Below are 25,378 nucleotides of genomic sequence, written 5' to 3'. Positions count from 1 at the left end.
GGCTCGCAACTTGTTCAATTGATCTACTTTGCAGATCAAATACATGAAAACTCGATGTTATCTTTCGGTGACTCTCATTGCTAGATCAATGGAGACGCCAATATGGAACATCGTATGACACTCTATTCCCAATTCCCGGATCGCGGTCGCACCAGCGCATGCACAGAAGCCGGTCGCAAAATTACCCTCATTGCAACGCCCCTTCGGATCAGCGGGGTATTGCAGGATGAGCGGATCCTATGACGCCGAGGTCCAAGACCTCATGACGCGTTATTTTGAGGGGCTTTATCACTCAAACAGCGACATTTTGCGGACCGTCTTCCACCCTGACCTCGCCTACGTAAACGGAACAGAGGGCACCTATGAGCACATGGGGCTCGACGCCTATATGACACGGATCGATGCCCGCACGCCGCCCGCCTCCCGTGGCGACGCCCGGGATGAGGTCATCGAACGGATCACCTTCAAAGGCACACGCATCGGCATGGTAGAGGCCCGCATGACGATGATGGGTCGTAATTACCAAGACCTATTGACGATCATCCACACAGATCAAGGCTGGCGCGTTCTCACCAAAGTGTTCTCGTTTGTTGAAAGAAAGGACTGACACAATGCCCTATGTGAACATCAAGGTAACCCAAGAGGGCGGCCCGAATGGTACCGGCCCCTCGACCGAAGAAAAGAAACAACTGGTAGAGGGGGTGACGGATCTTCTTGCCACTGTTCTTGGCAAGAGTCCGGCCACCACATGTGTCGTCATCGACGAAGTCCCGCTTGAAAACTGGGGATTGGAGGGGCGGCAGGTCAGCACTATTCGCGCTGAACAGGCCTGACCCTTCTTGCCAAACATATCTCCCAATGTGCCGGTGTGCGTCTTGCGCACCGGCAAGAACGACAGGCTGGTTTCCAGAGCTTCGTCGGATCATTTCAAGGTCGCAACCCAAGGTATGCGGGGCTCAACAAATGGCACCAATGCGCGGGCACTATCTCGTCGATCCTGTTGCCTGGCCTCGATCACACTATTCAGGTATCTGACCTGGCAGTACTCGATATCCTTTAGACACTTGCCCCTTTTTCTTTAATTCGCGTACCGCCTGGGTATGGCACCCGGACTTGTCGGTGTTGGTTCTGGATGCTTTCCCCCAAGCTTCACAAGCGCGGTGGCATTGCCGAGGAAGCATTTCGCGGCCTTCGCAGTGCTGGTCCGTGACAGATAATGATCCATCGCACGCCCCAGCTTCTCTGCAGCCCGGTACAGATACGCCTACTTGCCTCGCAGCTTAAATAGGTTTTGTCAACGCGCCAGAGATCCGGCATCGGCGGCCGCCACTGCCAGCGCATCCGCCGCTCCATTTCGGGGGCCTAGCGTTGCACCCGGAGGTAAATGGTCGGATGATCGACACGCACACCGCGCTCCGCCGTCATGGCTTCAGATCGCGGTAGCTGCGACCGTACCTGCAATACCAGCGAACGGCACACAGCGTGACCTCGCCAGAGAAATGCGGCCCTTAGAAGTCAATCATAGCTTGATCCCCGCACTCAAAATCGACCTGAGCGTGGCAACCTGCATGTGAGTTGACAACAGAGCCAGCGACGGCGCCCCGTAGCGCAACTCAGACTGGCAGGATCGCGCCGCGATACCCGATCACCTGACCGGCCAACCGGTGCCCGGCCAGAGCCGCTTCGGTGGCGGGCTGCCCTTGCTGAAGTCCAGCCAGAAACGCCGCATTGAAGCTGTCTCCGGCAGCAGTTGTGTCCACGACCGACACCTGCGCGGGCACCGGCACCGTGATGAGCTGATCTTGCGCCCAGATCAGGCATCCGTTTGCCCCATCCTTCACGACGATGGTCTTGGGCCCCATTTCAGACAGGCGTGCGCAACAATTTGCTGCCGATTGATCCCCCCAGAGCAGGGCCTCATCCTCATATGTGGGCAGGTAGATGTCACTCAGAGCTATCGCAGTGCGGAAAATCTCCTGTGTCCGCGCCTTGTCCCCCGGCCAGAGCCGAGGTCGGAAATTGCCATCAAACGCGATCTTCAGCCCGGCGGCGCGCAGAGCGGACAGGCTGGCAAAAAGCCTGTCCAGATCCGCTTGAAATGCAAAAAGGCTGATCCCGGAGAAATAGAGCAGCGATGTTTCGCCCAGCCCTTCCATCCACATCTGTGAAGGTGCGGCAAAGCACTGCCGCGCTGCCGATGTCTCGCGCCAATAAGAGAAACTGCGCTCGCCGCTGGCATCGTTGGAGATCGCATAAAGCCCCGTCACCGCCCCCGAGACGCGCCGCAACAACCTGTCGGATACGTCATTTTCGCGCAGGCTGCGCTGGATCAGATCGCCAAACGGATCTTCTCCCACCGCACTGGCAAAGCCCACCCGCAGCCCCGCCCGCGCCAGATAGATGGCAGTGTTGAAGGTATCACCACCCACTGCGACTTGCGGCACTCCGGCGGGAGAAAAGGCGATCTCCCCCATCGCCTCACCGAGGCACAGAACATCGAGGCGCTCCGCTTGCGTCATTGGTCGGCAATCACGTCCTGGCGTTGCCGTCCAAGACCTGCAATGCCCAGCTCTACCACGTCACCTGCCTTCAGGTAGCGCGGCGGCGTCATGCCAAGGCCGACGCCCGGGGGCGTGCCAGTCGAGATCACGTCTCCTGGATGAAGCGTCATGAACTGGCTGAGGTAATGCACTAGATGCGCCACGCCGTAGACCATGGTGCTGGAGGAGCCGTCCTGCATCGTCTCGCCATTCACCTTGAGCCACATGGCAAGAGATTGCGGATCGGGCACTTCATCCTGTGTCACCAGCCAAGGGCCGATCTGGCCGAAATTGTCGCAGCTCTTGCCCTTAGTCCATTGCCCAGCCCGCTCGGTCTGGAAAGCGCGTTCGGAGACGTCGTTGGTGATCGCATACCCCGCCACGTAGTCCATCGCCTCGGCTTCGCTGACATATTTTGCGGGCTTGCCGATGATCACCGCAAGTTCCACTTCCCAATCCGTCTTGGTGGAACCGCGCGGGATGACGATGGGGTCATTCGGCCCGCAAATGGCGGAACTCGCCTTCATGAAGATCACCGGCTCCGGCGGCACGTCCAACCCACTTTCGGCGGCGTGATCGGCGTAGTTGAGACCGATGCAGATGAATTTTCCCGTACCCGCGATCGGCGGGCCAAGACGCGGGTTGCCTTCGACCACCGGCAGCGAGTCCGCATCCACTTCGGCCAATCCGGCGAGGCTCTCGGGCGAGAGCGCCGCCCCAGCGAGATCGTCGATCAGATCTGAGAGATCGCGAAGGGTTCCGTCCCGGTGCAACAATCCCGGTTTCTCGGCACCGGGGGCACCATAGCGCAGCAATTTCATGTCGTGTCAGTCCTCAGGCTTTTGATGTCATCAGGGTGTTTGGTCAAAGGGTCCAGCCGCCATCGACGCAGCAAGCCTGCCCAGTGGTATAGGTCGCACCGGCCAGATAGACGGCGAGGTCGGCGACCTCTTCAGCTTCGGCGATGCGGCCCATCGGCTGGCGTGCGACAAAAGCCGCCCGGGCCGCGTCATAATCGCCCGTCGCCGCCAGCCGCTCGTCGAGCGAGGGCGATTGCACCGTGCCCGGGCAGATCGCATTGCAGCGAATGCCGTCAGCCACGTAGTCGGCGGCAATCGCCTTAGTCAGGCCCAGTACCGCCGCCTTGGTGGTGGAATAGACAAAGCGGTTCGGCACCCCTTTCACCGAAGACGCCACCGAGGACATGTTGAGGATCGCACCCGATTTGCGTTCCAGCATGCCTGGCAGCACTGCCCGCACCATCCGCACCATCGCCTTGACGTTCAGGTCATAGGCGAAGTCCAGTTCCTCCTCGCGGCACTCCAGCACGGTCCCCCCGTGTACGATACCCGCACAATTGAACAAGATATCTACCGGTCCTGCCGCCGCGCAAACCTCGGCAACCGATGCTGTATCCAGCACATCCAGCCGCGCCGTGTCGCAGTCCATAAGCCCCTGAAGCCCCGCTGCATTTATATCGGTCGCAAGCACGCTGGCCCCCGCCCGCACAAAGGCTTCGGCACTGGCGCGTCCGATGCCTTGCGCCGCCGCGGTGATCAGCACCCGCTTTCCGGTCAGATCAATGGTCATGGTTCTTCCTCCTTCGCGCCCTACTCACATCACCGCGCCGATTTGCCAGGGCACGAATTCCACCGCACCAAACCCCTGCGCTTCGCTCTTGGTTTCTTCCCCCGAGGCAACCCGCAGCATCAGATCAAAGATCTCCTGCCCCTTATCCTGCAGGCTGACCCCATCGAGGATATCGCCGCAGTTCACATCCATATCCATCTGCATACGCCGCCAGAGGTCGGGGTTTGAGGCAATCTTGATCGCAGGCACCGGCTGATAGCCAGACACGCTGCCACGACCGGTGGTAAAGGCGATCAGATTAGCTCCAGATGCGGTCTGCCCCGTCACGGAACAGGGGTCGTAGCCGGGGCTATCCATGAAAACAAAGCCCGCCTGATCAATGGGTTCAGCGAATTTATAGACCCCAGAGAGTGGCGCGCTGCCGCCCTTGGCCACGGCACCGAGCGATTTTTCCAGGATCGTGGTCAGCCCGCCGCGTTTGTTGCCCGGCGATGGATTGTTGTCCATCTCGCCAAAGTTGCGGGCGGTGTAGTCCTCCCACCAATTGATGAGGTCAATCAGTTTGCGGCCCGTCCCCTCGTCCACGGCACGGCGGGTCAGCAGATGCTCGGCACCATAGATCTCGGAGGTTTCCGACAGGATCGAGGTGCCGCCATGGCGCACCAGTAGGTCGGAAGCCACCCCAAGCGCAGGGTTCGCGGTGATCCCCGAGTAGCCATCCGAACCACCACATTGCATCCCCAGAACCAGGTGGCGCGCGGACGCAGGCGTGCGTGTCGCCTTGTTCGCCTCTGCTGCAAGTTCGCGCAGCAGCCCAAGACCCTTGTCCACAGTGGCCCGCGTGCCGCCCTCGTGCTGGATCGTCATATAGCGGAACCGGGCGCTGTCCTTCAGCGCCTTGCGGTCGATGAGGTCTGGGATCTGCATTACCTCGCAACCAAGGCCGACCATGAGGATCGCCCCGAAATTGGCGCTGTGGCCATAACCGGCGAGGGTGCGGAACAGGGTGTCGTAGCCCTCACCCTTGCCCGACATGCCGCAGCCCGACCCATGCACGATCGGCACGATGCCATCGACATTGGGAAACGCCGCCAGCAGGTCTGAGCGCTCTGCCGCATCCGCGATGAACCGCGCCACCGAGCCTGCGCAATTGACCGAGGTCAGTATGCCGAGATAGTTCCGTGTCCCGACCCGTCCCGAAGGGCGATGATAGCCTTGGAACACGGCCTCTTGCTTCAGAACAGGCAAGGGGTGCGCCGCTTGCCCAAAGCCATAGTCCTGCTTGTGATCCCCCATGCCGAGGTTTTGCACATGCACATGAGCCCCTGCGGGGATCGCAGCAGTGGTTGTGCCGATAATCTGGCCATACTTCAGGATCATCTCCCCTGCCGCCACGTCGCGCAGGGCGATTTTGTGGCCCGCCGGGATCGGCTCTTGCGCGGTGAGGTCGCCGGGCAGCGTGGCCCCTGCCGGCACCGCTCGCAGGGCAACAAGCACATTGTCGGCCTCATGCAGACAAAGCGCAAAGGGTTGGTTGGTCATATCACTGACTTTCACGGCGTCACCAACACCTTGATCACGTGGTCGCGATCCCCAGCAAGGTTGGCAAATTGCGACGGAAGCTCCGACAGCGGCAACACGGCGGAAGCGATCTCTTGGGTTGGGACTGCGCCGCTGCGGATTGCCTCGATCACCCGGTCGAAATCGCCGCGCAGCGCATTGCGACTGCCGATGATCTGGCTCTCGCGTTTGTGGAACTCGGAATCGGCAAAGGTGATGTTCTCCTTCACCACGCTGACCAGAACCGTGACGCCACCATGGGCCACCAGGGCAAAGCCCGCCTCAATCGCGCCCGCATTGCCGGTCGCGTCAAAAACCACGTCAAAGCCTTCGGCCAGATCCCCGCACAGGATCTCGTCGCCGGGCTGATGGACAGCGGTGAAATCGAACAGCTCCGCTGCCGCCGTCAGGCGCTTGGCGCTGAGGTCCATCAGATGCACTTCGGCTCCGGCAATACGCGCAAAAATTGCAGTGCCCAGCCCGATCGGCCCGGCGCCTGTGACCATCACCCGATCCCCTGCCCCGCAGCCCGAGCGCGCCACCGCATGTGCCCCGATGGCGAGGAACTCCACCATTGCCGCCTCGACCGGCGTCAGCCCCGCGGCGGGGTAGAGATTGCCCTCCGGCACCGCAATCCGGGCACACATGCCGCCGTCGGTATGGACCCCCAGAACCGCGATATCGCTGCAGCAGTTCGGTTTACCACGTCGGCAGGCCCGGCATTTCCCGCAGGAAAGATAGGGGTTCACCACCACCAATTGGCCCGCATCCGGCCCGTCCACCAAATGCCCCGAGAGCTCATGGCCGATCACGCGCGGGTAGTTCAGAAAAGGGTGCTTGCCCTCGAATATATGATAGTCGGTGCCGCAAATGCCGATCGCGGCGACATCAACCAGCCGATGGCCCTCGGGGGCGACTTCGGGACGTGGGCGTGTCTCTAGCTCAAAGGTGCCGGGCTTCACGCAAACGCCGCAGGCCATCCCGTTTTGAACCTGATCCTTCATTGCACCGCCTCCAGATTGCGGGCGGACCAGTCAGCGGGCAATTCGCCCTTCACGATCAGACTTAGCACATCGTCTTTACTCACCTCGTCGATGCCATGGGCCCCCACCAGGCGGCCTTTGTTCATCACCACCACGCGGTTACAGAGGTCAAAGACATCATGCATGTCGTGGCTGACCAAAAGGATGCCGATGCCCTCCGCCTGCAATTGCCGGATGAGATCCGCAACCATCGCGGTCTCCGACGGCCCCAGTGCCGCCGTGGGTTCGTCCATGATAAGAACCTTGGTGTCGAAATAGATCGCCCGCGCGATCGCGATCACCTGCCGTTGACCACCCGACAGCGAGGAAACCGGATCGGTGAGGTTCTTGAAGTTCGGATTGAGCCGCGCCAGGACCTTGCGGCTTTCCTCCAGCATTCGCGCATCGTCTAGATTGCCAAACCGCGTCTTCAGCTCACGGCCCAGAAACAGGTTCGCGGGCGCATCCAGATGATCGGCCAGCGCCAACGTCTGGTAAATCGTCTCGATCCCCGCCGCACGGGCATCGTTGGGGTCGTCAAAGGTGACTGCCGTGCCGTTGATCCGGATCTCACCCGCACTGGGGATCATCGCACCCGCCAGAATACGCATCAAACAGGATTTGCCGGCACCATTGTGGCCCAACACGCCGACAACCTCGCCGGGCTGGAGATCAAGCGAGACATGATCCACTGCCCGCACCCCGCCAAAGTGCTTTTCGATACCGATCATCTCTACCAAGGGGGTTTGCGACATGTTCTGCCTTTCTGCCGGAGTAGTCTGGAGGTCTTGAACCGAGGGGCACGCCAGTGCCCCCCGGAAAAACGCGCTCAGTAAAGGACGTTTTTGGCCTTGTCGGAGTCGATGTTCTCCTGATCGACGAGCACCACGCCGGTGTTGATGAAGGGCTCGACCGTTGCACCAGAGAGGATGTCCATCACAGCCGTCACGCCCATGTCACCCATGGCGAAAGAGCCCTGCACCGCGGTTGCCTCCATCAGCCCCTCACGCACGAACTGCTGCAAATCCTCGTTGCCATCAAAGCCGAGTGCGACCAGCTGACCGGCCTTGCCCGCCTGTTGGATGGCCCGCCCCATACCCACGGCAGTGGGTTCATTTGCGCCAAAGATACCGACCAGATCCGGGTTTGAGGCCAGAATGTCGGTGGTCTGGTTCAGCGCCAGAGCCATCTGGCTCTGCGAGTAATAGGGGCCGACAATCTCCAAGCTGGAATTGGCATTGAGGTAATCGGAGAAACAGCCGACCCGGCCGATTTCCGACCCAACCCCGGCGACATAGGACATCACCGCCACTTTGCCCTCGGTGCCCGCCTCGGCGATCATGCGCTTGGCCACTTCTTCACCTGCGGCGCAATTGTCGGTGGACAGAAACGACTGGTAGGTGCCCTTGGCGCCCTCCGTCAGGGCGCTGTCGATGATGACCACCGGAATGGCGCTCTCAAAGGCGCGTTTCACCGCCGGGGCCAGGGCTTCCGGGTCCGAGGGTGCCAGCACAATACCCGCGACCCCGCGATTGATGGCGTTCTCCACCAGGTTCACCTGATCGGCGACAGCACTTTCGGTCGCCGGACCGTCAAAGCTGAACGTGTGCTCGGACTGGCCCGCAATCGCCGCCTCCGCGCCCTTGTTCACGTTCTGCCAGAAGTTGGAGCTGGTGGTCTTCACGATCACCGCGATTTCACCGGCCTGTGCAAGACCCGCGGACAGGGCCATCGCTGACGCCAGCATTCCAAGTTTAAAGGACCGCATCTCATTCCTCCTCTATTGAGATATTGGTTGTCTTTTCTTCTTCTTGTTCTGTCAGACCCCTCCTCCCGGTTGGGGTCGAACCTCGGTGTTGACCCTCAGCGCCGGTTGCGCATCTGGTCGATCCAGACCGCGCCGATCACCACGGCACCAATCACGATTTGCTGGATAAACGCGGAGACCCCCGCCATATTGAGCCCGTTGCGCAGGATGCCGATGATGAAGGCTCCGATCATCGTGCCCGATACGGTGCCCACGCCGCCCGAAAGCGAAGCGCCGCCGATGACAGCCGCCGCGATGGCGTCAAGTTCATACATCACACCCTCGCTCGGCTGCGCGGTCACGAGCCGCGACATCAGCACATTGCCCGCCAGACCGGCCAGAGCACCGGACATCACATAGGCATAAAGCTTGGTCTGATTGACCCGCACCCCCGAGAGCCGCGCCGCTTCCTCGTTGGAGCCGGTCGCATAGATATGACGACCGATACTGCGGCGACGCAGCAGGTAGGTTGCCCCCACCGCCACAACCAGCAGCAGGATCGCGGGATAAGGAATGCCGGGAAAAATGACCTTGGGGAAACCGTTGGGCTGCATCTCCACCATGCGAAACAGCGCTCCGTTGCCAAGTCGGCCAAAGGCTTCGCCCAGCTGCGAGATCGGAGCGGCTCCGGTCAGTTGGAGTGCCAGCCCGCGCGCCATCAGCATCATCCCAAGGGTCGCCACGAAGGGTGGAATTTTAGCCCGCGTCACGACGAGACCGTTCACCGCACCACAGGCGGCACCGATCGCCACGCCCAAGCCCATGGCCAGCCCCACCGGCACCCCGGCCTTCACCGCCATGGCAGTGCCGACCCCAGAAAGTGCCAGCACCGACCCCACCGACAGATCGATGCCCCCGGTGATAATCACCAGGGTCATGCCAATACCCAGAAGACCGATCACCGACGTCTGCAACAAAATGGTCAGCGCATTGTTCACGGAAAAGAACGCTTGGCTCGCGAGAGAAAAGCCGGCGATCAGCATCAAAAGCGTCAGTAAAGCTGAGAGGCGGTGAATCTTCGCCGCATCCGGCATCACGCTCGCAAGCGGGGTCGAGGCCCGCTTGGACGCGGGTTTGATAGCTTGTGACATACGCCTCCCTTCCGCAGTCTTGCATTTAATTATTTAATACATAAACAGGACTCGGTTGATTCTTGTCAATTGTTTTTTATAATAACGTACAAATACAAGTACTGCCGCTCTGGCGGCACCGAGGAAGGGCAATCAGATGGCACGCAGCGACACCAGATACCGGGAAGCCTATAATCGCATCCTCGCCTATTGCGAGACCCTGCCCCCCAAAGCACCGATCCCATCGGAGACGAGCCTGGCCGAGATCGCGGGTGTCAGCAGGACAGTCATCCGCCGCTGTCTTGCGCGAATGGAGGAGCTGGGGCTGATCTCCTGGCAGGGGCGCGACAAGCACCTCCTGCGCGCGCCCCTGGCCGAGGACAGGATCGCGGTGCCGGAGACGCCATCGGACAAGAACGATCTGGAACAGCGGTTCCTCGACTGGGTGCTGCGCTTTGACGTGCCTGCCAATACGCCGCTCTCCGTCGCGGAACTGTCCCGCACCTTCGGCGTTGCCCAGCATGACCTGAAGGAATTTCTTGCCGGGCTCAGCCGCTTTGGCCTTGTGTCGCGCCGTCCGCAAGGCGGCTGGATGCTTCTTGGTTTCACCAAGGATTTTGCAATCGAGCTGTCAGATTTTCGCTCCGTGCTGGAACTGAACGCCGTAACCCAGGTGGCAGAAGTACCAGTCGACCATCCGGTTTGGGCCGCCCTCGCTCAGCTGCGCCAAGACCATCTGGCCCTCAAGAACGCCATAGATACCGACTTCCACGAATTCTCAAAACTCGACGAGCGCTTTCACCTCGCCATCAACTCGGTGGTTAGGAACCGCTTCATTGCTGAGTTCCAAAAGGTCATATCGCTGATTTTCCACTACCACTACATGTGGGACAAAACCGAGGAGAAGGACCGAAACGCCGCCGCGATTGACGAACATATTGCGATCATCGACGCCCTGGAGGCACGCGACGCCGAGGCTGCCCGCCTTGCAGCGCAGCGGCACTTGCGTACATCAAAAACAACGCTCCTGTCATCGCTGCGCCATCACGATTTGGGCTGAACCGCCTCAGGCGAAAGCCGCGTCCAATCCGGCCGGAACCGGGGCCGCCAATGCCTCCAGATTGCGCTGCAGGGAGGCTGGTTTGGCAGTCCCAAGGAGTACCGACGCCACCGCCGGATGGCGGATCGCGAACTGAAGCGCCGCCGTCGCCAGCGGCACACCAAGATCTGCGGCCTGCGCCTCAAGCGCCCTCACCCTGTCCATGACCGCCTCCGGGGCCGGGCCATAATCATAGGTCGCTCCCGGCACCGGCCCAGTGGCCAGAATGCCGGAATTGAAGATGCCCCCCAGCACCAGACTGGTGCCTGCGGCGCGACATTCCGGAACCAGCTCCGCCTCTGCCGCACGGTCCAGCAACGTGAGCCGCCCCGCGAGCAGGATCACATCCAGAGGCCCGCCATTTCGCATCACATCCAGACACACCTCGCACTCATTGACCCCGAGCCCGAAGGCCCGAATTTTTCCCTGCTCCTTCAACTGTACAAGCCGCTCATACCCCGAGCCGAGAAACGCCTCTCGGTGTGGTATATTACCCTCAACCCCGTGTGTATATTCTCCGATATCATGCACATAGAGGATATCGATCCGTCTGCGACCCAACCGCATGCAACTCTGTTCAAAGCTCTCTTCGATACCATCGCCGGAGTAATCATAGCGCACGTCATTCTGCGCCGGGTTTACAAAGCCGTCCACCTCCGCAATCGGCGCGCGCGCCGGGGACAACACCCGCCCCGCCTTGGTCGAGATTGTGGCCTCCGGACAGGATTTCAGAAAGCGACCCAGCCGTTGCTCGGACAGACCGCGCCCGTAATGCGGTGCTGTATCGAAATACCGGATGCCCGCTGCCCAAGCGCAGGCAAGCGCCGCATCCGCATCCGCCTCGCTCACCTCGCGATAGAGGTTTCCGATGCTGGCGCAGCCAAAAGACAATTCACTAACGGCCAGACCCGTCCGGCCCACGTGTCGCGTTTTCATCCGATTTCTCCCTGCAATGCGGCCCTGAGCCGCGGTTTCGCGCGCCCGTCGCCATTCGCTTCTGCCCAGGCCAGGAAGGCCGCGATCCGGCGCTCCAGCTTTTGCGCATGGTTTTGGGCAATATCCGCCAGTCGATGATCCAGAAAAGGGTTGGAAAACCGCTCCAGCGTGGTCTCGATATAGTCCTCCAGCCCCGCGCCCTCGCCCGCAGCGACAAATCCTGGAAGCACCTCTTCTGCAAAAACCGTCCGTAAACGCGCGGCCCAGTCCGGGTCCGCCATCACCTCGCGCACATGCTCCGCGTCACGCCTGCCGCGCGCCAGCCACTCCGCCACCATCCAACTATGACCAAGGTTCAGCACAAAAAGCTTGCGCCGCTCAATCACCCCGAGGTCCGGCACCACTTGCACCGCCGGATGCTGGCAGGGACGCCGCAGTCCCGGCTGCGCCTCGATCGCCCAAAGCGCATAAGGCTCCGCGATCGCCCCCGCCGGGTAGAGCGGCTCCGACACGATACGATCCACCAGCGAATTGACCCAGACCACTTCGGCGCGCAACCAATCGCGATAATCACGGTCCATGCCTTCAGCCGCAGCAAGCACCAAATCGCGCAGGGCCGTGCCATTACCGCGCAGCAGTTCCGTCGGCAGCACCTGCACCGCGCGCCCGCCCTGTTCGAACCGTGCCCGCAACAAATACGCCAGCTTGGCCGGGTAGGACATCGCCGGATCGAGGCACCGCCCCGCATCCGCCGCCTGGGGACCAAAACCCGCATCACCAGTATTGGACAGGATCATGTCCGCCTCTTCTGCCACGAGGCGCTGCACCTCCGCCAGATCTGGGCCAAAGATCAGGCCTCGTTCGATGGATGTCACCCGGCAGGTCTCTTCCACCGGCCGTCCCTGCCGCAGCCCGCGGATACGCACCTCATAGCCCTCGGCCAGCGCCTGCAACCGTGCAGCCCTCTGTGGATCGCCACTGCTTTGCACCACGGTGACGGGGCGCGCGCCGGGCATGGCTTCGGACAGAAACAGATCAGCATGCGCCTGCAAAAAGCGGCTGGTTCCAAACTGGATAACAGTTGGATTTGACATTGACGCCCCTCCCGTTTTGGTTTGTTATTATTTAGAACATTTCTTCATGCAAGGAAAAACCGTGATTATCGACGCACATCAGCACTTCTGGCGGATCGACCGCGGCGACTATTCCTGGATGGACGACAGCGTCGCCGCAATTCGGCGGGACATTCTACCACCGGATCTGGCCCCCTTAGCGGCCACAAGTGGCATCAGCGGGACTATTGCGGTTCAGGCAGCACCAACTCTGGCGGAGACTGAATTTCTCCTCGCGCTTGCCGATCAAACCCCGCTGGTCAGGGGTGTCGTGGGCTGGGTTGACCTCACAGGTGATGTCCCGGCCCAACTTGCACGCCTGTCGCATCCATTGCTCAAGGGTATCCGCCCGATGTTGCAGGATATTGCTGAGACCGACTGGGTCTTGCGCGCCGATGTGCTGGCAGGGCTGAAGGCGGTCGCCGCTGCCGGATTGCGCATGGATGTGTTGATCACTCCGCGCCATTTCGACGTGATCGACACGCTCGCGCACCGCCTGCCGCAGCTGCCGCTCATCCTCGACCATTGCGCCAAACCTACCTTTGAGGACTGCGATCCCGGCTCTGACTGGCGCGCAGGGATCGCGGCACTCGCCGCGCATCCGCAGGTTTCATGCAAGCTGTCCGGTCTGGCCAATGAATTCGGCCCCGGTTGGTCTGCCCAGGCGCTCCGTCCGGTGTTCGACCATGTTCTGCAACATTTCGGGCCACAGCGACTGATGTGGGGCAGCGACTGGCCGGTTCTGGAATTGGAAGGACGCTACCCCGACTGGCTGACAGTCGCGCAGCACCTGGCCGCCGATCTCTCGCAGGACGCGCGCCGCAGCCTTTTTGCCGACACCGCCACCCGTATCTACACGCTCACCTAGGAGTCCCATATGCAGCGTATGGCACATATCATTGGCCTCAAACCTGAACATCAGGCGGAATATATTCGCCTGCATGCGGATGTCTGGCCCGACGTACTTGAGCGGCTGCGTGCCTCCAACATAACGAATTACTCGATCTTCCTGCGCGAACCAGAAATGTTGATGTTCAGCTACTGGGAGTACACCGGTAGCGACTTTCAAGCAGACAATGCAGCAATCGCAGCCGATCCGGTCACGCGCGAGTGGTGGGCTCTGTGTGGCCCGATGCAGGCCCCTTTGCAGAGCCGGGCAGAAGGAGAGTGGTGGGCTCCGGCACGGGAAGTCTTTCACCTGCCATAGGTGATGAATGCACGTGGTCAGGCACCCGAACGGCGTCATTGCAGAACAGGCATCTGAGGCGTGAGTTCCCCTTTCCCGACTGCCGTCACGCGACGCAAACGATTTCGGCGGTGCGGAGGGCATTGAAGCGGCTCATGGGCCGATGCGGATGTGGCTTTCGGCTGTTTGCGCGGGAGCGTCAGGCCGACAACTGCACCTCCCCCTGTCATCGTCATCAGTCGCGCACGAACGCGGTCAACCTGAGCCATCTGTCAAACCAGTTTTTCGAGAAGTGCTTGGGAATGCACTGTCGGGATTGCGCGCGCAGGGCGACTATGACGCCATCTTGTCCAAATGCCTAAACCGACCCTGCTGATTTCAGATCACGATAAAAACGAGGCGTGCGAATCACCTCGACCAGGTCGCATCAGCTCTAGTTTCGCAAAATCTCCGATAACGGACCGATGGCAAATTGCGTGTCAGGCTAGGATAAGACGCTGAATATTCAGCTGTGTTTCGTGAATGCATTCAAAGCAGTATATTTGATTTTCCGAAGTTATCTTTTTCTAAACCGAGCGGTCGTCAGACTACCGTAAATGTCCACTCAGTGCCTCGGAGTAACCAACATGAATTTCACCAAACCACTGTTCGCGACCCTATTGATGGCATTTCCGCATTTTGCGGCAGCCGAACAGGGGATCACCGACGACAGCGTCACATTTGCTCAGGTCGCCGCATTCGAAGGACCGGCAGCCGCACTTGGCACCGGCATGCGGCTGGGGATCACCGCCGCATTCGAAGAAGTCAATGCTGCGGGTGGTGTGCATGGTCGCACCGTGCAGCTCGACGCAATGGACGACGGGTACGAACCGGATCGCTCTGCTGCCCTGGTCAAGACCGTGGTGGACGAAAACAATCACATCGGGCTGATCGGGCCGGTCGGCACACCGACCACTTCAGCGACGCAGCCGATCGCATCAGCCGCAAACATGCCCTTCATCGGCCCGTTCACCGGCGCCGGGTTCCTGCGCGATGCCAGTCATGGCAACATCTTCAATGTGCGCGCCACCTACCATGCGGAAACCGAAGCCTGGATCGACTATCTGGTCGATCAGCAGGGCATGGAATCCATTGCCATCCTCTATCAGGATGACGGGTTCGGCCGTGTCGGCCTGGCCGGTGTCAACGCCGCACTGGAAAAGCGCAACATGACCCTTGCCGCGGAAGGCACGTATACCCGCAACACGACTGCGGTGAAAAAGGCGCTGCTGTCGATCCGCAAGGCCAAGCCGGATGCGGTGGTTATGGTCGGCGCCTACAAGCCGGTTGCGGAATTCATCAAGCTGTCCCGGAAGATGAAAATCGATGCAACCTTCGTCAATATTTCCTTTGTCGGCTCTGATGCCCTGGCACAAGAGCTGGGGGATGCCGGTGAAGGCGTCATCATCAGCCAGGTCGTGCCGCTCCCATGGGACGCGTCGGTGCCGATTGTGGCCCAGTACACAAAGGCGCTGGCAGCTGCGGATGCCTCTGCCAAGCCAGGGTTCGTGTCGCTTGAAGGCTATATCGTTGGGCGTCTCGCCATCGAAGGACTGGAAGCTGCGGGCAAGGAGCTGACGCGCGAAAGCTATCTGCAAGCGCTTTCTACGCTGACCACAGTCGATCTTGGTGGTGTGACCATGACGTTTGGCTCCGACGACAATCAGGGGATGGACGATGTGTTCATGACCCGGATCACTGCAGACGGAGGCTTCGAGCCTATCACGCCAGCCGAAGAATCCTGATCGACAGCAAGGTGCCGACGGCTGTCCCACCGATCTGAAGGGTTCCTGCCCGGTTAACGGGCAGGAGCAGGCGCACATCCTCTCCAACAGGTAGTCTCATGTTTCGATCACTCGCACGCAAAACGCTGCGCCGTCTGAATATTCTTTCGAGCATTCGCGGCAAAATCACGTTTCTTCTCCTGCTGATTGCAGTGACCGTCGGCACGGCGGGCTTCGTGAGCTACCAATCGTTTGACCGTGTGTCATCAGGCATGAGTGACATGACAGGACGGGATCTGCCGCAATTGACCCGCAGCAACGAACTGGTGATGGCGTCGGCCTCAACCAAGGATGCGATGCTGGCGGTTCTGATGTCGAATGACGTCGATGAGCTTACGCATGCCAGAGGGCTGGTTGAGACGTCGATGCAGTCGCTCGACACCGTTATCGCCACCCTGCCAGAGGACGTCGCGGCGCATTTTGAGGCGAAACGCGCCGCAGTCGACGACACAATCCAGAGCCTGATCGCGGCGCGCGGGACATCGTTTGAGACCAATGCCGACGTGACCGCCATGACGCAGGACCTACAGGCACTTGTGGCCGCGCTTCAGGTCGATCTGACCGAGATCGCGGATGGGGCCTATTTCGACATTGCCATGCAGGGTGAGGACACGATCACCTCGATCGAGGAAACGATGCTGGATCTTGTGGAGAACAAGTTCACGGCATTGCAGACCCTGCTGGAAGTTCGTTCCGAGGTGAACCTTTTGTCTGGCGTTGCCTTGGCGCTCGCGAGTACCGAAGACAGCGCGACACGGTCGATTCTGTCGGATCTTGCGCTGTCATCGCGCAACCGTCTGGCGGATGCGATCGATACGCTGGCACTGGTAGAGATCGACCCGACAGTTGCGCAGGACATGCAGGTGAATGCCGACACGCTCGCCGGCGCCATCGAGTCCGCGCTAGAAGGCGGGCAAGTGGATCGCAGCAGCGTCTTGTCCGTGCGGCAATCGGCTGATGCCGTTCTCGCCCTTGCAGTGGACGACATGGTGTTCGAGCTGACCATCGCGGCCGATGACGCCTCGACTGGCAACCGCGATGCAATCCAGGGCCTGCTGGACAATGAAGTTGCCTATATGAACACCCTTCTCGAAATCAGTTCCTGGCTCAGCGGATTGCAAAGCGCCGCCTTGAAGGTTGTCAGCGCGCAGAATGTTGATCAGGCAAATGTAGCGGCAACAGCCATGCAGGCGGCGGCGCAGCAATTGTCGGGGTATCGGGATTTTGCCGACGGCCAACTGGCAGCCACCATCGATGCGCTGGTTGCACTGGCGGATCCGGACCAAGGGCTTGTGTCCTTCCGCGTGCAATCGCTGAATGCGGACGCTGCCTCCGAGCAGGCCGCCAATGCGACCGTGAATGCGGTGCTTCTGATTGCAGGAGAAGCTAGCATGCGCGGTGCAACAAGCCAAACCAGCATGACAGAGCAGGCAGTGGCCATCGCCAAGGATGCTACTTCGGTCAAGCGCAGTCTGGAATTTCTCGGCCTGGCGGCGATTGCTTTCCTTTTCATGGCGTTGTTCCTGAATCATATGCTGATCGTGCGCCCGCTCAACGCGATCATCGCCACCACAGAGCGCCTGTCCCAGGGCGACATGAAACCGGTTCGCGGCTTCGACCGATCCAGCGACGAAATCGCGCGGATCGCCAGGGCGCTGACAGTGTTTCGGGATGGTCTGGTCGAAAAGGAAGACATGTCCCGCCTTGCAGAAGAAGAACGGGCGGAAAACCAAGCGAAGCAGACCGCTGCGGTGGGCGCCATCGGTACCGGGCTGGCGGAGCTGTCGCGAGGCAACCTGTCCTATCGCATCAACGAAGAGCTGACCGAGGGCTACACGCAGCTGAAGGAAGACTTCAACAGCACTGCGCATACGCTCAGCACCACGGTTCAGGATGTGGTGGCAGTGGCGGAGTCGATCAGGAACGGCTCAGCCGAAGTGAGCCAGGCCTCAGACGACCTGTCGCAGCGCACCGAAAGCCAGGCAGCCACCTTGGAACAGACCGCGGCGGCGCTCGAAGAGCTGACGGCCAGCGTCCGGTCGGCGGCCGAAGGGTCCCGCGATGCGGAGACCACGACGGTCGAGGCCAAAAATGAGGCTACGCAAAGCGGCAAGGTTGTGGAGAACGCGGTACAGGCGATGCAGGACATCGAGGCAAGCTCGACCCAGATCGAGCAGATCATCGCCGTCATCGACGACATTGCGTTTCAGACCAATCTGTTGGCCCTGAATGCGGGCGTGGAAGCCGCGCGAGCGGGTGAAGCCGGGCGCGGATTTGCGGTTGTCGCCTCAGAGGTGCGCGGGCTGGCACAGAAGACGACGGATGCGGCCCGCGAAATCAAGACGCTGATTTCCAAGAGCACCGAGCAGGTGAACACCGGGGTGGATCTGGTGGCCCGCACGGGCGAAGCGCTGAAGAGCATCACTGATCGGGTGACGCATATCTCCAACCTGATGAGCGCCATCGCAGATTCCACCAGCGAACAGGCCACCGGGTTGGGCGAGGCCAATATCGCGGTCTCGCAACTCGATCAGGTGACGCAGCAAAACGCGGCCATGGTGGAGGAAACCAGCGCCGCTGGCCAGTTGCTCAGCCGGGATGCCGAGAAACTGTCGGACCTGATGTCGTACTTCTCGATCACCGCTGGCGTATCGGAGGTGGCTCGGGGCTCTTGGTCGCAAGATTGCACAACGACGTCGGACGCCGCGTGAGCGACGGGCTAGAAAACGGCCACAAGGGCATTGAGAAGTTGTTCGGCCGTGCTGCTTGACTATAGGGTGGCGCGGCCTTGTTGCGCAATTAGCGAGAGGGATTCATAGCGTGAATTCAGCGTGGTAGCTGGGTGGCATGAGCAGTTGCCCCCCTACGAAGTACAAGACCACGAACTGGTCGCCGTACAATTACAGCCTGAAACAGCGCGGATTGTTGTCGATCAGGGGTGATCCCGACATGAGTGGATACTTCCTCCGAGCGGGACGCGCGGTGGTGAACGGAGCTTCAGCGATGCCGCGATCCAAACCTGTCTGACCCTGAAAGTGCTGTTCGGCATGTCGCTGAGGCAGAGTGAGCCGGTGAATGCGCCCCGGGTTCGAACCCACTGGCGAACGGGGTTCGTGCAGAGCCTCGTGGACCGATTGGACCGTGCCAGACTTCAGCACGCTGTGTCGCCGCCAATAGACGCTGAACGTGAGCACCCCCTATCGCGGCGGCGCGGGGCCGCTGAACCTGTAGATCCCCTCTCATGGCTTGCAAGCTCGGTGGCGCCAAACGGCGCATTTGGTGCAAGATACACATCGGGATTGACGAGAAAACGCTGGAATTTCGGGCGGTGGAGGTCACCGGTAGCAATATCGGAGATGCACTTGTTCTACCGGAGCTGCTCAACCAGATCCCGACCGGCGAAGAGATTTTCTCCGTGACGGCTGGCGACGCCTACGACAGTCGGAAGTGTCACGAAGCAATTGCCGCCCGTGGTGCCGCCGCGCTCATCCCACCACGCAAGAACGCCAAACCCTGGAAGCCGACGAGCCCGGGCGCCGTTGCACGAAACGAAACCCTGCGCGCATCAAAGAATCTGGGCCGAGAAATCTGGAGACGGTGGAGCGGATATCACCGCTGGAGCCGTGTCGAGGCAAAGATGAACTGCATCAGGTTGCTCGGCCAATCACTCATTGCCCGTAACTTCGACCGCCAAGTCTCGGAGTTGCAGATTCGTATCGCCGTGCTCAACGGGTACACCGCGCTCGGCATTCCTGCCAAAGTGGCTGTAGGGTAAATCTGTCCGGGGAAAGGGGAACTGTGGTCAGGCCTCGATTTGTGCAACAACGCCCTGTCAGACCAATGTTTCAAGAAGCCTGAGCACAACAGCTGGGTTTCGCCGTATGTGGTTACGATGCTAGTGGCTACGCCCTGATACAAATACGCTTGAATTCCCCCTCACTCGAGTGCTGTGGGGCGCTTGACCGTATAGTGGAAGCCCGTAGTCTCTCGCACAACTTTTGAGGGTTGCTTTGATGAGTGCATTTATGCAGGACGCCCGGCTGGGGCGGCTTATTACGACATTGGGCTCCGAAACACTCGCGCTCATTCGCTTTGATGGCACCGATGCGTTGAATGGGCTGTTTGAGTATGCCGTCGAGGCGCTGGCGCCCCGAGATGATATCGATTTTGACGAACTACTTGGCACTCACGCGACCGTCACCATCGACGGCGCAGAGGGAGCTGCGCATTTCGACGGCATTATCACCGAGGTGAGCTGGCGAGGGCCAGGCGAAAACGGTTGGCGCTACGACCTGCGGCTGCGCCCTTGGTTCTGGCTTGCAGGAAAGCGGCGCAACCTAAGAATATTCCATAATAAAACTGTTGTGGAAATCCTGCAGGACTTGCTGAGTGACTACGCTCATCTTGGCAATCCACATTTGGAAATTGCCCTCAGCGACGACTATCCTGAGCTGGAGTACACAGTACAGTACCGCGAAAGCGACTTGGATTTTGCCCGCCGCTTGATGGAACGCTTCGGGATTTCGTTTCACTACCGCCATGGGCAGGGAACTCACGCATTGGTCCTGAGCGACGATGCGTTAAGCCATGAGGCAGTAGGCCCTCGACCCTATTACGGCATCTCTCAGAACAAGGGTGCCAAGGGCGAGCACTTTTGGACCTGGGGACCGGAACGGCGATTGACTGCCGGTTCTGCTCGGCTCACCGATTACAATTTCAAGACACCTATGGCGGCAATGGAAGCTGAGCGGATCCGCGATGCACAATATGCCGAGGGGCACTTGGAAGTCTACGATTACCCCGGCGATTATCGAGAACTCGGCCGGGGCAAGACCGTGGCTCAACTGCGCAGTGATGAGGAACGCGGAGGCGATGTACGACAGTTTGCGAGCGGCGATGTCACGAACCTAAAACCGGGTCATATCGTTCCACTCGAGGGAGGTGATGCAGTGCCAGGAAACGGCGCTAAGTATCTCTGCCTCTGGGCGCGCTATTCTTTCATAAGTCAAAGTTACGGCTCCAACCTCGAAGGCGTTTCTGCCGACCGCCCCTTCACCGCAGACTACCGTTTGATGCCCGTAGACGCCCCAATGGTGCCCCCGCGGGAGACGCCGCTGCCGACCGTCCGAGGACCGCAGACCGCGGTGGTCGTTGGTGAGGGGGAGATCGACTGCGACGATCACGGTCGCATCTTAGTGCATTTTCATTGGGATTTGGAGAAAGCGTATTCCATGCGCTGTCGTGTCAGTCAGAACTGGGCTGGCCAAGGGTGGGGCGGCCTAGTGATCCCGCGCATCGGTATGGAGGTGGTCGTCGAGTTTTTGGAAGGAGACCCTGACAAGCCGCTGGTGACAGGCTGTGTCTACAATGGTCGCAACAGGCCGCCTGTGGAATTGCCGGCGAAACGGTCTCGGTCCGTGTTCAAAACCAAATCGCATCAGGGGCAAGGCTTCAACGAACTGACCTTTGAGGATCAATCTGGCGAAGAATTCATCTACATGCACGCGCAGAAGGATCTGAACATGCATGTAGAAAACTCTTCCATGCGGAGGGTTGAATTTGACGACAACGTATCTGTCGGCAACGCATCCAATCTGGATGTTGCAGCAGACCGGACCGAAACAATCGAAGGGTCGCTGAACCTGACTGTAACAGGACCTATTCTTGAGAAAACCGATGCCGACCGTGGCAATGACGTAGGTGGCAGCTACGCCATTAGCGCAGGCGGGGATCTCACGATCAAAGCCGGCGGAGAGATTGTTCTAGATGCCTCCAAGATCACACTCGTAGCAGGAGGTTCTGCACTGGTCGTCGAAGGTGGCGCGGTCAATGCTGCCCCAGTCCTGAACGTCGGATCCGCATCCCCTGGCGCTGCCGCGCTTCCCCCCATCCCGGCGGTACTGAAAGCAGCAGCCGGTGAAGGAACGCCGTTCGTCTCTCACTGCCCGCTGAAAGACGAATGATCATGGACCCGATATGGATTGCGGAATGTGAGTTGAGTGCTTTAGACGGAGTGGAGCCTTTCTGGGGCGGGGGGCACCCAAAGGTTCTTGCAATCTTGATGCTCCGAGCAGCTGACCAGCAAGAACTGGAACTGGCTTTGCGAGCTTCAATAACCGCAGGCCGCGCCCAGCTTTCGAAGGTGACGTCAGCGCAGCTTCTATCTCGTTTGCCACCTTCCGTTGAATTGACGGCCGCGTCGGTTCGCGCTGACTCTGTGAGGCCGATCTTGGTTTCGGAACCCGTGCCTCTCGCGACGAAAACGCCCCTTTCTTTTGACGAAGTTCCTTGGGATGCGCTTGAACCACATAGCGAGTTATGGGCTGTTCTGGACGGCGTGAACTGGCCGGGCCTGCCCAATCTTATTTCTGCGTCACGGCTCCACTCTGCCTGTCTTTACACCACGCAAGATCCAGGAAAGCGCGCGGTCGCCCCATGGATCATCAAATTAGACCGACCTGACCCAATGTACGACGAATTGCGCAAGCGACCACCGCAAGACCACTCGGGCATTCTGCTGCAAACCCAGCTGAGTTTAGAAGAACTGCGGCGACATTTCCGGCGCTTCACCATGCTGCCCCCCCCTATCGGCTCATCGATGCCTCAATACTTCCGTTTTTATGACCCGCGGGTCTTTCTCGATGCAACCGTCGCGCTCAAAGCTTCGGCGTTGGGGCAATTCCTGCGCCCACTCCGCAAGGTATTTGTACCGATGAGCCCGCAATCTGTCGTTCCCGATCCAACTCGGATTGCCGAACCTCCCAGCATCTTTTCATCACCAGAAAGTTGCCAGAACCGGCTTATTCAAGTGACTTGGGATAGTGCGCTGACAGACTGTCCCAACGGTCCACTTCGGATTGACGACGGTAGCTTTGCAACATTCGGCAGACTTCATCGCAACCGCGCCGTAGCCAAGCTCGCCTTGTTCTTGCACAGCAATCAGCAAGAAACCCGCAGTCAGGATGAATGCCTGCGGGCCGCGACCCAAGCGCCAGATGTGGCGGCCAAATTTGGCGTGAGCAGCAAGAAACAAATCACCACGATTGCGCGCGCAATCCTGAAGTATGGAGACGCGTTCTGGAAGCGGCACGCAGAAGCACATACCGTACTAACCGAACCTGGAAAGTTGCCTTGGCAACGGAAAAACAGTCTGAACGAGTGGATGGCAAGGATGGACCAAGAGAAACTGCTTCGTGACGTGGTGGGGGACGCGCGATGAAACCCACAGCCCGGCTAGGAGACGTGCATGACTGCCCCAAATGCGGGCGCAATACGATTTCCGGCGTATCGTCTCGCTCAACCTGTGATGGCAAGCCGGTGGCGACTGTTGGGGACATCACCGCGTGCGGCGCTGTCATCGTCACCGGTAGCAGCGGCTGCATTACCGACGGCAAGCAGACTGCGCATATTGGTTCCAAAACCAGCCATGGTGGGACGATCACGACCGGGTCACCATCGCAGAACGTTCCATAGATTTCAGATCGATTGATAGAGTTTATCCTATGCCTTACAAGCCGACCGCTGCCGATTATGCGCATCTATTAGAATACAATCCGGAAGTGTTTGCGAGCTGGGTCCAGGCAGACAGAGAGCTCAAGAAAATTAATGGGTCCTACGACGAACAAAGGCTCAATGCCTTAGCAAGCAACTATGCTGCAGGTGGCAACCCACCGCTGACCGAAAGCCCCATGCCACCTGCACCTGAGTCAGACGGGGACGGAGAAATGGACACGGAGTTCGCCAATGCTTGCGTAGACTGCCGAATGCAGGAACCCTGCTGCATGGTGTCAGGCACCGTGACGGATGGCTCCGATTGCACCCGAAAACTTCATTGGCCCCCTCAAGACGGGCAAACAAGAATGCTGACGGTCGCGAAGGAGATGCAGGGCAACAATCTGGTGTCCAAGCTTGACGTCGAATGGAAGGGGCGAGGGTGCGAAGTCGGCTGGGCGGACCGCCCCCGGATCATGACCAGCGGGTTGGCAGACCAGACAGCTCACGTTGAAGCCCAAAAGGCCACGGTATCAGCTGGAGAAGCGTAGGGGTTCAGCACAGCTCTGATGCTCAAGAACTACGTGCCGGAAAATGTACTATATGCCCTGTTTGCCTTTGATGCGGTCATGGCACTGCAAAAAGCTTCGCAGGGTACAAACACCGCGACGTTCAAGCCATTCCAATGCCTAGATGATGGCTCCATCGGCACAGAATTGCGTGTTACTCCGGTGCCTTACGCCAAGCTGGACGGCAAGGTGCAACTCGCCACTCGGATCAGTTTTACAACCGGCGGCGTCAAGGCGGCCGCAACCGCCAAGGGGACGCTGGAGGGAAAATACGGCAACTTCACCCTCAAGGCGGAAGGCGAAGCTGGCGGCAAAGCGAGTACTGGTAGCGCCGTGCCCGACGGACAAAACGCGCCGGGCCTTGTCGGAACGATGGCTAGCATAATCGGCAAAATGGACAGCTTTGTTGCCAAGGGGAATACAAGGGACCGCACACCTCAGGATCTCACAGCTTATGCGTCAGGCGTGACCCTCAGCAAAACCCTCAGCTTCGCGCCCAACGGATTTGAGATCACGGCGAAAACAGGCTCCCCCGACTTGGAACTCGAGATCGGAGAAATAAAGTCAGAACTCGCAATGGGGATTTCGGGTCGTCTCGATTTCATTGATGCTCTCGCCACCGGGCTAGGCTCCATGGCTGTAGGCAAAGCCATTCAGGATGCCCGTGCCGCGATGGCGAGCGGCGAGTACATCTCCGCGAAACTGGATGCCTATCTGGAAGTGGCGGCCACTGGCACACTCAGCCATGAAATGACGAGCTGCGCGCGCATCACACTGCCGGCCGACGGCGAAATGAATGCGGCTTGGGACGGGATTTCTCAAGAATTTGGAGGTAAACTCAAGATCCGCGGCGAGGCCACAATTGCAATTGAAATCAAAGCCGAAGTCTGGATCGTCACCGCCAAGGCCGGCGCCAGCGGCACCATCCACACCTCTTGGAACTGGGCCATGCGCATGCATGAAGGCAAGCGCCAGAAACAGTACAAGTTCGAAGGGGTGATCGTGAAAGCGAAGGCTTATGCATCAGTGATGACGAAAGAAAAAGGCAACGTGACACAGGAAGTTCTTTATTCGGACGCCAAATTTGAACTGAACGAAAATGCTTCCGACTTGTACGATCAGGTTGCCACCGAACTGAAATCCTCCACTGAAAAGGCGGCTAAGATGGAAGACAGCAGACTGAAGGCAGAGCCTCAAGAAGGCTTTACTGAAACAATCTTTGATCCAGAGGAGAGCGAATGGGAAAGCTACTAAAATTATTATTGATTGCGATATCACTTCTGACTGATGTGCCCCCATCGAGTGGTCCAATTTGAATGTTAATGCATCGTCGGCCTTTGGTCTATCAGGACGATGCTTTTGGGCGCTGGGGGCCGGTATCCTAAGGCGCTGTGGGGCCTAATCGTGTTGTAGTGGCGACGCCAGCGTTCGATGAGGATCTGTGCTTCACGCAGCGTGGTGAAGACCTCGCCGTTTAATAACTCATCCCGGAAGCGGGCGTTGAAGCTCTCGCAGTAGCCGTTCTCCCAAGGTGATCCCGGGGCAATGAATGCGGTCTTCGCGCCCACGGCAC

Annotated in this window: 23 protein-coding genes and 1 pseudogene; 13 read left to right on the top strand and 11 right to left on the bottom strand. The window is 59.5% G+C overall.

Annotated elements, in window-relative coordinates; all coding sequences use genetic code 11:
• Nucleotides 1-226 precede the first annotated feature (226 nt).
• Complete coding sequence (locus CLV89_RS18085) at nt 227-607, top strand: nuclear transport factor 2 family protein (protein WP_106165067.1); 381 nt, start codon at nt 227-229, stop codon at nt 605-607.
• A 4-nt stretch (nt 608-611) separates the two neighbouring features.
• Complete coding sequence (locus CLV89_RS18080; RefSeq protein ID WP_106165066.1) at nt 612-833, top strand: tautomerase family protein; 222 nt, start codon at nt 612-614, stop codon at nt 831-833.
• A gap of 780 nt (nt 834-1,613) precedes the next feature.
• Here the strand turns inward: CLV89_RS18080 and CLV89_RS18075 are convergent.
• The 8 genes from CLV89_RS18075 to CLV89_RS18040 form a co-directional block, all read right to left on the bottom strand.
• Nucleotides 1,614-2,519: a sugar kinase gene (locus CLV89_RS18075; protein WP_106165065.1), complete on the bottom strand. Its 906-nt coding sequence runs from the start codon at nt 2,517-2,519 to the stop codon at nt 1,614-1,616.
• Nucleotides 2,516-3,361 carry a fumarylacetoacetate hydrolase family protein gene (locus CLV89_RS18070; RefSeq protein WP_106165064.1) on the bottom strand — a complete coding sequence of 282 codons (846 nt, stop codon included), beginning with the start codon at nt 3,359-3,361 and terminating at the stop codon, nt 2,516-2,518. Before CLV89_RS18070 ends, CLV89_RS18075 begins: the two co-directional genes overlap by 4 nt.
• Nucleotides 3,362-3,404: 43 nt before the next feature.
• The gene (locus CLV89_RS18065; protein WP_106165063.1) at nt 3,405-4,130 is read right to left on the bottom strand and encodes an SDR family oxidoreductase; all 726 of its coding nucleotides are present in this window, start codon (nt 4,128-4,130) and stop codon (nt 3,405-3,407) included.
• A gap of 24 nt (nt 4,131-4,154) precedes the next feature.
• Nucleotides 4,155-5,672: a UxaA family hydrolase gene (locus CLV89_RS18060; protein WP_106165062.1), complete on the bottom strand. Its 1,518-nt coding sequence runs from the start codon at nt 5,670-5,672 to the stop codon at nt 4,155-4,157.
• Between the two features lie 11 nt (nt 5,673-5,683).
• Nucleotides 5,684-6,694 (bottom strand): zinc-binding alcohol dehydrogenase family protein, encoded by a 1,011-nt coding sequence (locus tag CLV89_RS18055; RefSeq protein WP_243395063.1) that lies wholly within the window; start codon nt 6,692-6,694, stop codon nt 5,684-5,686.
• Nucleotides 6,691-7,467 (bottom strand): ATP-binding cassette domain-containing protein, encoded by a 777-nt coding sequence (locus CLV89_RS18050; protein ID WP_207796967.1) that lies wholly within the window; start codon nt 7,465-7,467, stop codon nt 6,691-6,693. Before CLV89_RS18050 ends, CLV89_RS18055 begins: the two co-directional genes overlap by 4 nt.
• 74 nt (nt 7,468-7,541) lie before the next feature.
• Nucleotides 7,542-8,480, bottom strand: coding sequence for an ABC transporter substrate-binding protein (locus tag CLV89_RS18045; RefSeq protein ID WP_106165061.1), 939 nt, complete (start codon nt 8,478-8,480; stop codon nt 7,542-7,544).
• A gap of 95 nt (nt 8,481-8,575) precedes the next feature.
• Nucleotides 8,576-9,610, bottom strand: coding sequence for an ABC transporter permease (locus CLV89_RS18040; RefSeq protein WP_243395062.1), 1,035 nt, complete (start codon nt 9,608-9,610; stop codon nt 8,576-8,578).
• Nucleotides 9,611-9,746: 136 nt separating this feature from the next.
• Between CLV89_RS18040 and CLV89_RS18035 the strand changes: the two genes are divergently transcribed.
• Nucleotides 9,747-10,649 (top strand): GntR family transcriptional regulator, encoded by a 903-nt coding sequence (locus tag CLV89_RS18035; protein WP_106165060.1) that lies wholly within the window; start codon nt 9,747-9,749, stop codon nt 10,647-10,649.
• Between the two features lie 6 nt (nt 10,650-10,655).
• On the opposite strand, the gene CLV89_RS18030 is transcribed toward CLV89_RS18035, so the two are convergent.
• Nucleotides 10,656-11,624 carry an aldo/keto reductase gene (locus CLV89_RS18030; protein ID WP_106165059.1) on the bottom strand — a complete coding sequence of 323 codons (969 nt, stop codon included), beginning with the start codon at nt 11,622-11,624 and terminating at the stop codon, nt 10,656-10,658.
• The gene (locus CLV89_RS18025) at nt 11,621-12,718 is read right to left on the bottom strand and encodes a mannitol dehydrogenase family protein (RefSeq protein WP_106165058.1); all 1,098 of its coding nucleotides are present in this window, start codon (nt 12,716-12,718) and stop codon (nt 11,621-11,623) included. The genes CLV89_RS18030 and CLV89_RS18025 overlap by 4 nt, the downstream gene beginning before the upstream one ends.
• Nucleotides 12,719-12,764: 46 nt before the next feature.
• On the opposite strand from CLV89_RS18025, the gene CLV89_RS18020 reads away from it, so the two are divergent.
• The 10 genes and pseudogenes from CLV89_RS18020 to CLV89_RS17975 all read left to right on the top strand — a co-directional run bounded on the left by CLV89_RS18020 (nt 12,765) and on the right by CLV89_RS17975 (nt 25,059).
• Entirely contained in the window at nt 12,765-13,604 is an 840-nt protein-coding gene (locus CLV89_RS18020; RefSeq protein ID WP_106165057.1) for an amidohydrolase family protein, read from the top strand.
• A gap of 9 nt (nt 13,605-13,613) precedes the next feature.
• The gene (locus tag CLV89_RS18015; protein ID WP_106165056.1) at nt 13,614-13,943 is read left to right on the top strand and encodes an L-rhamnose mutarotase; all 330 of its coding nucleotides are present in this window, start codon (nt 13,614-13,616) and stop codon (nt 13,941-13,943) included.
• A gap of 605 nt (nt 13,944-14,548) precedes the next feature.
• A complete protein-coding gene (locus CLV89_RS18010; protein WP_106165055.1) occupies nt 14,549-15,706 on the top strand; it encodes an ABC transporter substrate-binding protein in 1,158 nt (385 codons plus the stop codon).
• 98 nt (nt 15,707-15,804) lie between these two features.
• A complete protein-coding gene (locus CLV89_RS18005; RefSeq protein ID WP_106165054.1) occupies nt 15,805-18,456 on the top strand; it encodes a methyl-accepting chemotaxis protein in 2,652 nt (883 codons plus the stop codon).
• Between the two features lie 136 nt (nt 18,457-18,592).
• A pseudogene (locus tag CLV89_RS18000) lies at nt 18,593-19,520 on the top strand (IS5 family transposase).
• A 238-nt stretch (nt 19,521-19,758) separates the two neighbouring features.
• Nucleotides 19,759-21,708: a type VI secretion system Vgr family protein gene (locus tag CLV89_RS17995; RefSeq protein WP_243395061.1), complete on the top strand. Its 1,950-nt coding sequence runs from the start codon at nt 19,759-19,761 to the stop codon at nt 21,706-21,708.
• Nucleotides 21,709-21,710: 2 nt separating this feature from the next.
• Entirely contained in the window at nt 21,711-22,964 is a 1,254-nt protein-coding gene (locus tag CLV89_RS17990) for a DUF4123 domain-containing protein (protein WP_207796966.1), read from the top strand.
• A complete protein-coding gene (locus tag CLV89_RS23240; RefSeq protein ID WP_106165051.1) occupies nt 22,961-23,218 on the top strand; it encodes a PAAR domain-containing protein in 258 nt (85 codons plus the stop codon). The genes CLV89_RS17990 and CLV89_RS23240 overlap by 4 nt, the downstream gene beginning before the upstream one ends.
• A 29-nt stretch (nt 23,219-23,247) precedes the next feature.
• Nucleotides 23,248-23,787 carry a hypothetical protein gene (locus CLV89_RS17980; RefSeq protein ID WP_106165050.1) on the top strand — a complete coding sequence of 180 codons (540 nt, stop codon included), beginning with the start codon at nt 23,248-23,250 and terminating at the stop codon, nt 23,785-23,787.
• 18 nt (nt 23,788-23,805) lie between these two features.
• Entirely contained in the window at nt 23,806-25,059 is a 1,254-nt protein-coding gene (locus CLV89_RS17975; RefSeq protein WP_106165049.1) for a hypothetical protein, read from the top strand.
• Between the two features lie 65 nt (nt 25,060-25,124).
• Here CLV89_RS17975 and CLV89_RS17970 read toward each other — a convergent pair.
• Nucleotides 25,125-25,378 (bottom strand): integrase core domain-containing protein (locus CLV89_RS17970; protein WP_133166747.1); only part of this gene is annotated, 254 nt, incomplete at its 5' end.

It is taken from the genome of Tritonibacter scottomollicae, assembly GCF_003003215.1.
GTDB classification, from domain to species: Bacteria; Pseudomonadota; Alphaproteobacteria; order Rhodobacterales; family Rhodobacteraceae; genus Epibacterium; species Epibacterium scottomollicae.
Note: the sequence above shows the minus strand (reverse complement) of the source record. Positions and strands in the feature narration are given on the sequence as shown.

Coding starts and splice junctions, on each gene's coding strand:
- CLV89_RS18085 (WP_106165067.1), top strand. CDS start 227: ATGAGCGGATCCTATGACGCCGAGGTCCAAGACCTCATGACGCGTTAT.
- CLV89_RS18080 (WP_106165066.1), top strand. CDS start 612: ATGCCCTATGTGAACATCAAGGTAACCCAAGAGGGCGGCCCGAATGGT.
- CLV89_RS18075 (WP_106165065.1), bottom strand. CDS start 2,519: ATGACGCAAGCGGAGCGCCTCGATGTTCTGTGCCTCGGTGAGGCGATG.
- CLV89_RS18070 (WP_106165064.1), bottom strand. CDS start 3,361: ATGAAATTGCTGCGCTATGGTGCCCCCGGTGCCGAGAAACCGGGATTG.
- CLV89_RS18065 (WP_106165063.1), bottom strand. CDS start 4,130: ATGACCATTGATCTGACCGGAAAGCGGGTGCTGATCACCGCGGCGGCG.
- CLV89_RS18060 (WP_106165062.1), bottom strand. CDS start 5,672: ATGACCAACCAACCCTTTGCGCTTTGTCTGCATGAGGCCGACAATGTG.
- CLV89_RS18055 (WP_243395063.1), bottom strand. CDS start 6,694: ATGAAGGATCAGGTTCAAAACGGGATGGCCTGCGGCGTTTGCGTGAAG.
- CLV89_RS18050 (WP_207796967.1), bottom strand. CDS start 7,467: ATGTCGCAAACCCCCTTGGTAGAGATGATCGGTATCGAAAAGCACTTT.
- CLV89_RS18045 (WP_106165061.1), bottom strand. CDS start 8,480: ATGCGGTCCTTTAAACTTGGAATGCTGGCGTCAGCGATGGCCCTGTCC.
- CLV89_RS18040 (WP_243395062.1), bottom strand. CDS start 9,610: ATGTCACAAGCTATCAAACCCGCGTCCAAGCGGGCCTCGACCCCGCTT.
- CLV89_RS18035 (WP_106165060.1), top strand. CDS start 9,747: ATGGCACGCAGCGACACCAGATACCGGGAAGCCTATAATCGCATCCTC.
- CLV89_RS18030 (WP_106165059.1), bottom strand. CDS start 11,624: ATGAAAACGCGACACGTGGGCCGGACGGGTCTGGCCGTTAGTGAATTG.
- CLV89_RS18025 (WP_106165058.1), bottom strand. CDS start 12,718: ATGTCAAATCCAACTGTTATCCAGTTTGGAACCAGCCGCTTTTTGCAG.
- CLV89_RS18020 (WP_106165057.1), top strand. CDS start 12,765: ATGCAAGGAAAAACCGTGATTATCGACGCACATCAGCACTTCTGGCGG.
- CLV89_RS18015 (WP_106165056.1), top strand. CDS start 13,614: ATGCAGCGTATGGCACATATCATTGGCCTCAAACCTGAACATCAGGCG.
- CLV89_RS18010 (WP_106165055.1), top strand. CDS start 14,549: ATGAATTTCACCAAACCACTGTTCGCGACCCTATTGATGGCATTTCCG.
- CLV89_RS18005 (WP_106165054.1), top strand. CDS start 15,805: ATGTTTCGATCACTCGCACGCAAAACGCTGCGCCGTCTGAATATTCTT.
- CLV89_RS17995 (WP_243395061.1), top strand. CDS start 19,759: ATGAGTGCATTTATGCAGGACGCCCGGCTGGGGCGGCTTATTACGACA.
- CLV89_RS17990 (WP_207796966.1), top strand. CDS start 21,711: ATGGACCCGATATGGATTGCGGAATGTGAGTTGAGTGCTTTAGACGGA.
- CLV89_RS23240 (WP_106165051.1), top strand. CDS start 22,961: ATGAAACCCACAGCCCGGCTAGGAGACGTGCATGACTGCCCCAAATGC.
- CLV89_RS17980 (WP_106165050.1), top strand. CDS start 23,248: ATGCCTTACAAGCCGACCGCTGCCGATTATGCGCATCTATTAGAATAC.
- CLV89_RS17975 (WP_106165049.1), top strand. CDS start 23,806: ATGCTCAAGAACTACGTGCCGGAAAATGTACTATATGCCCTGTTTGCC.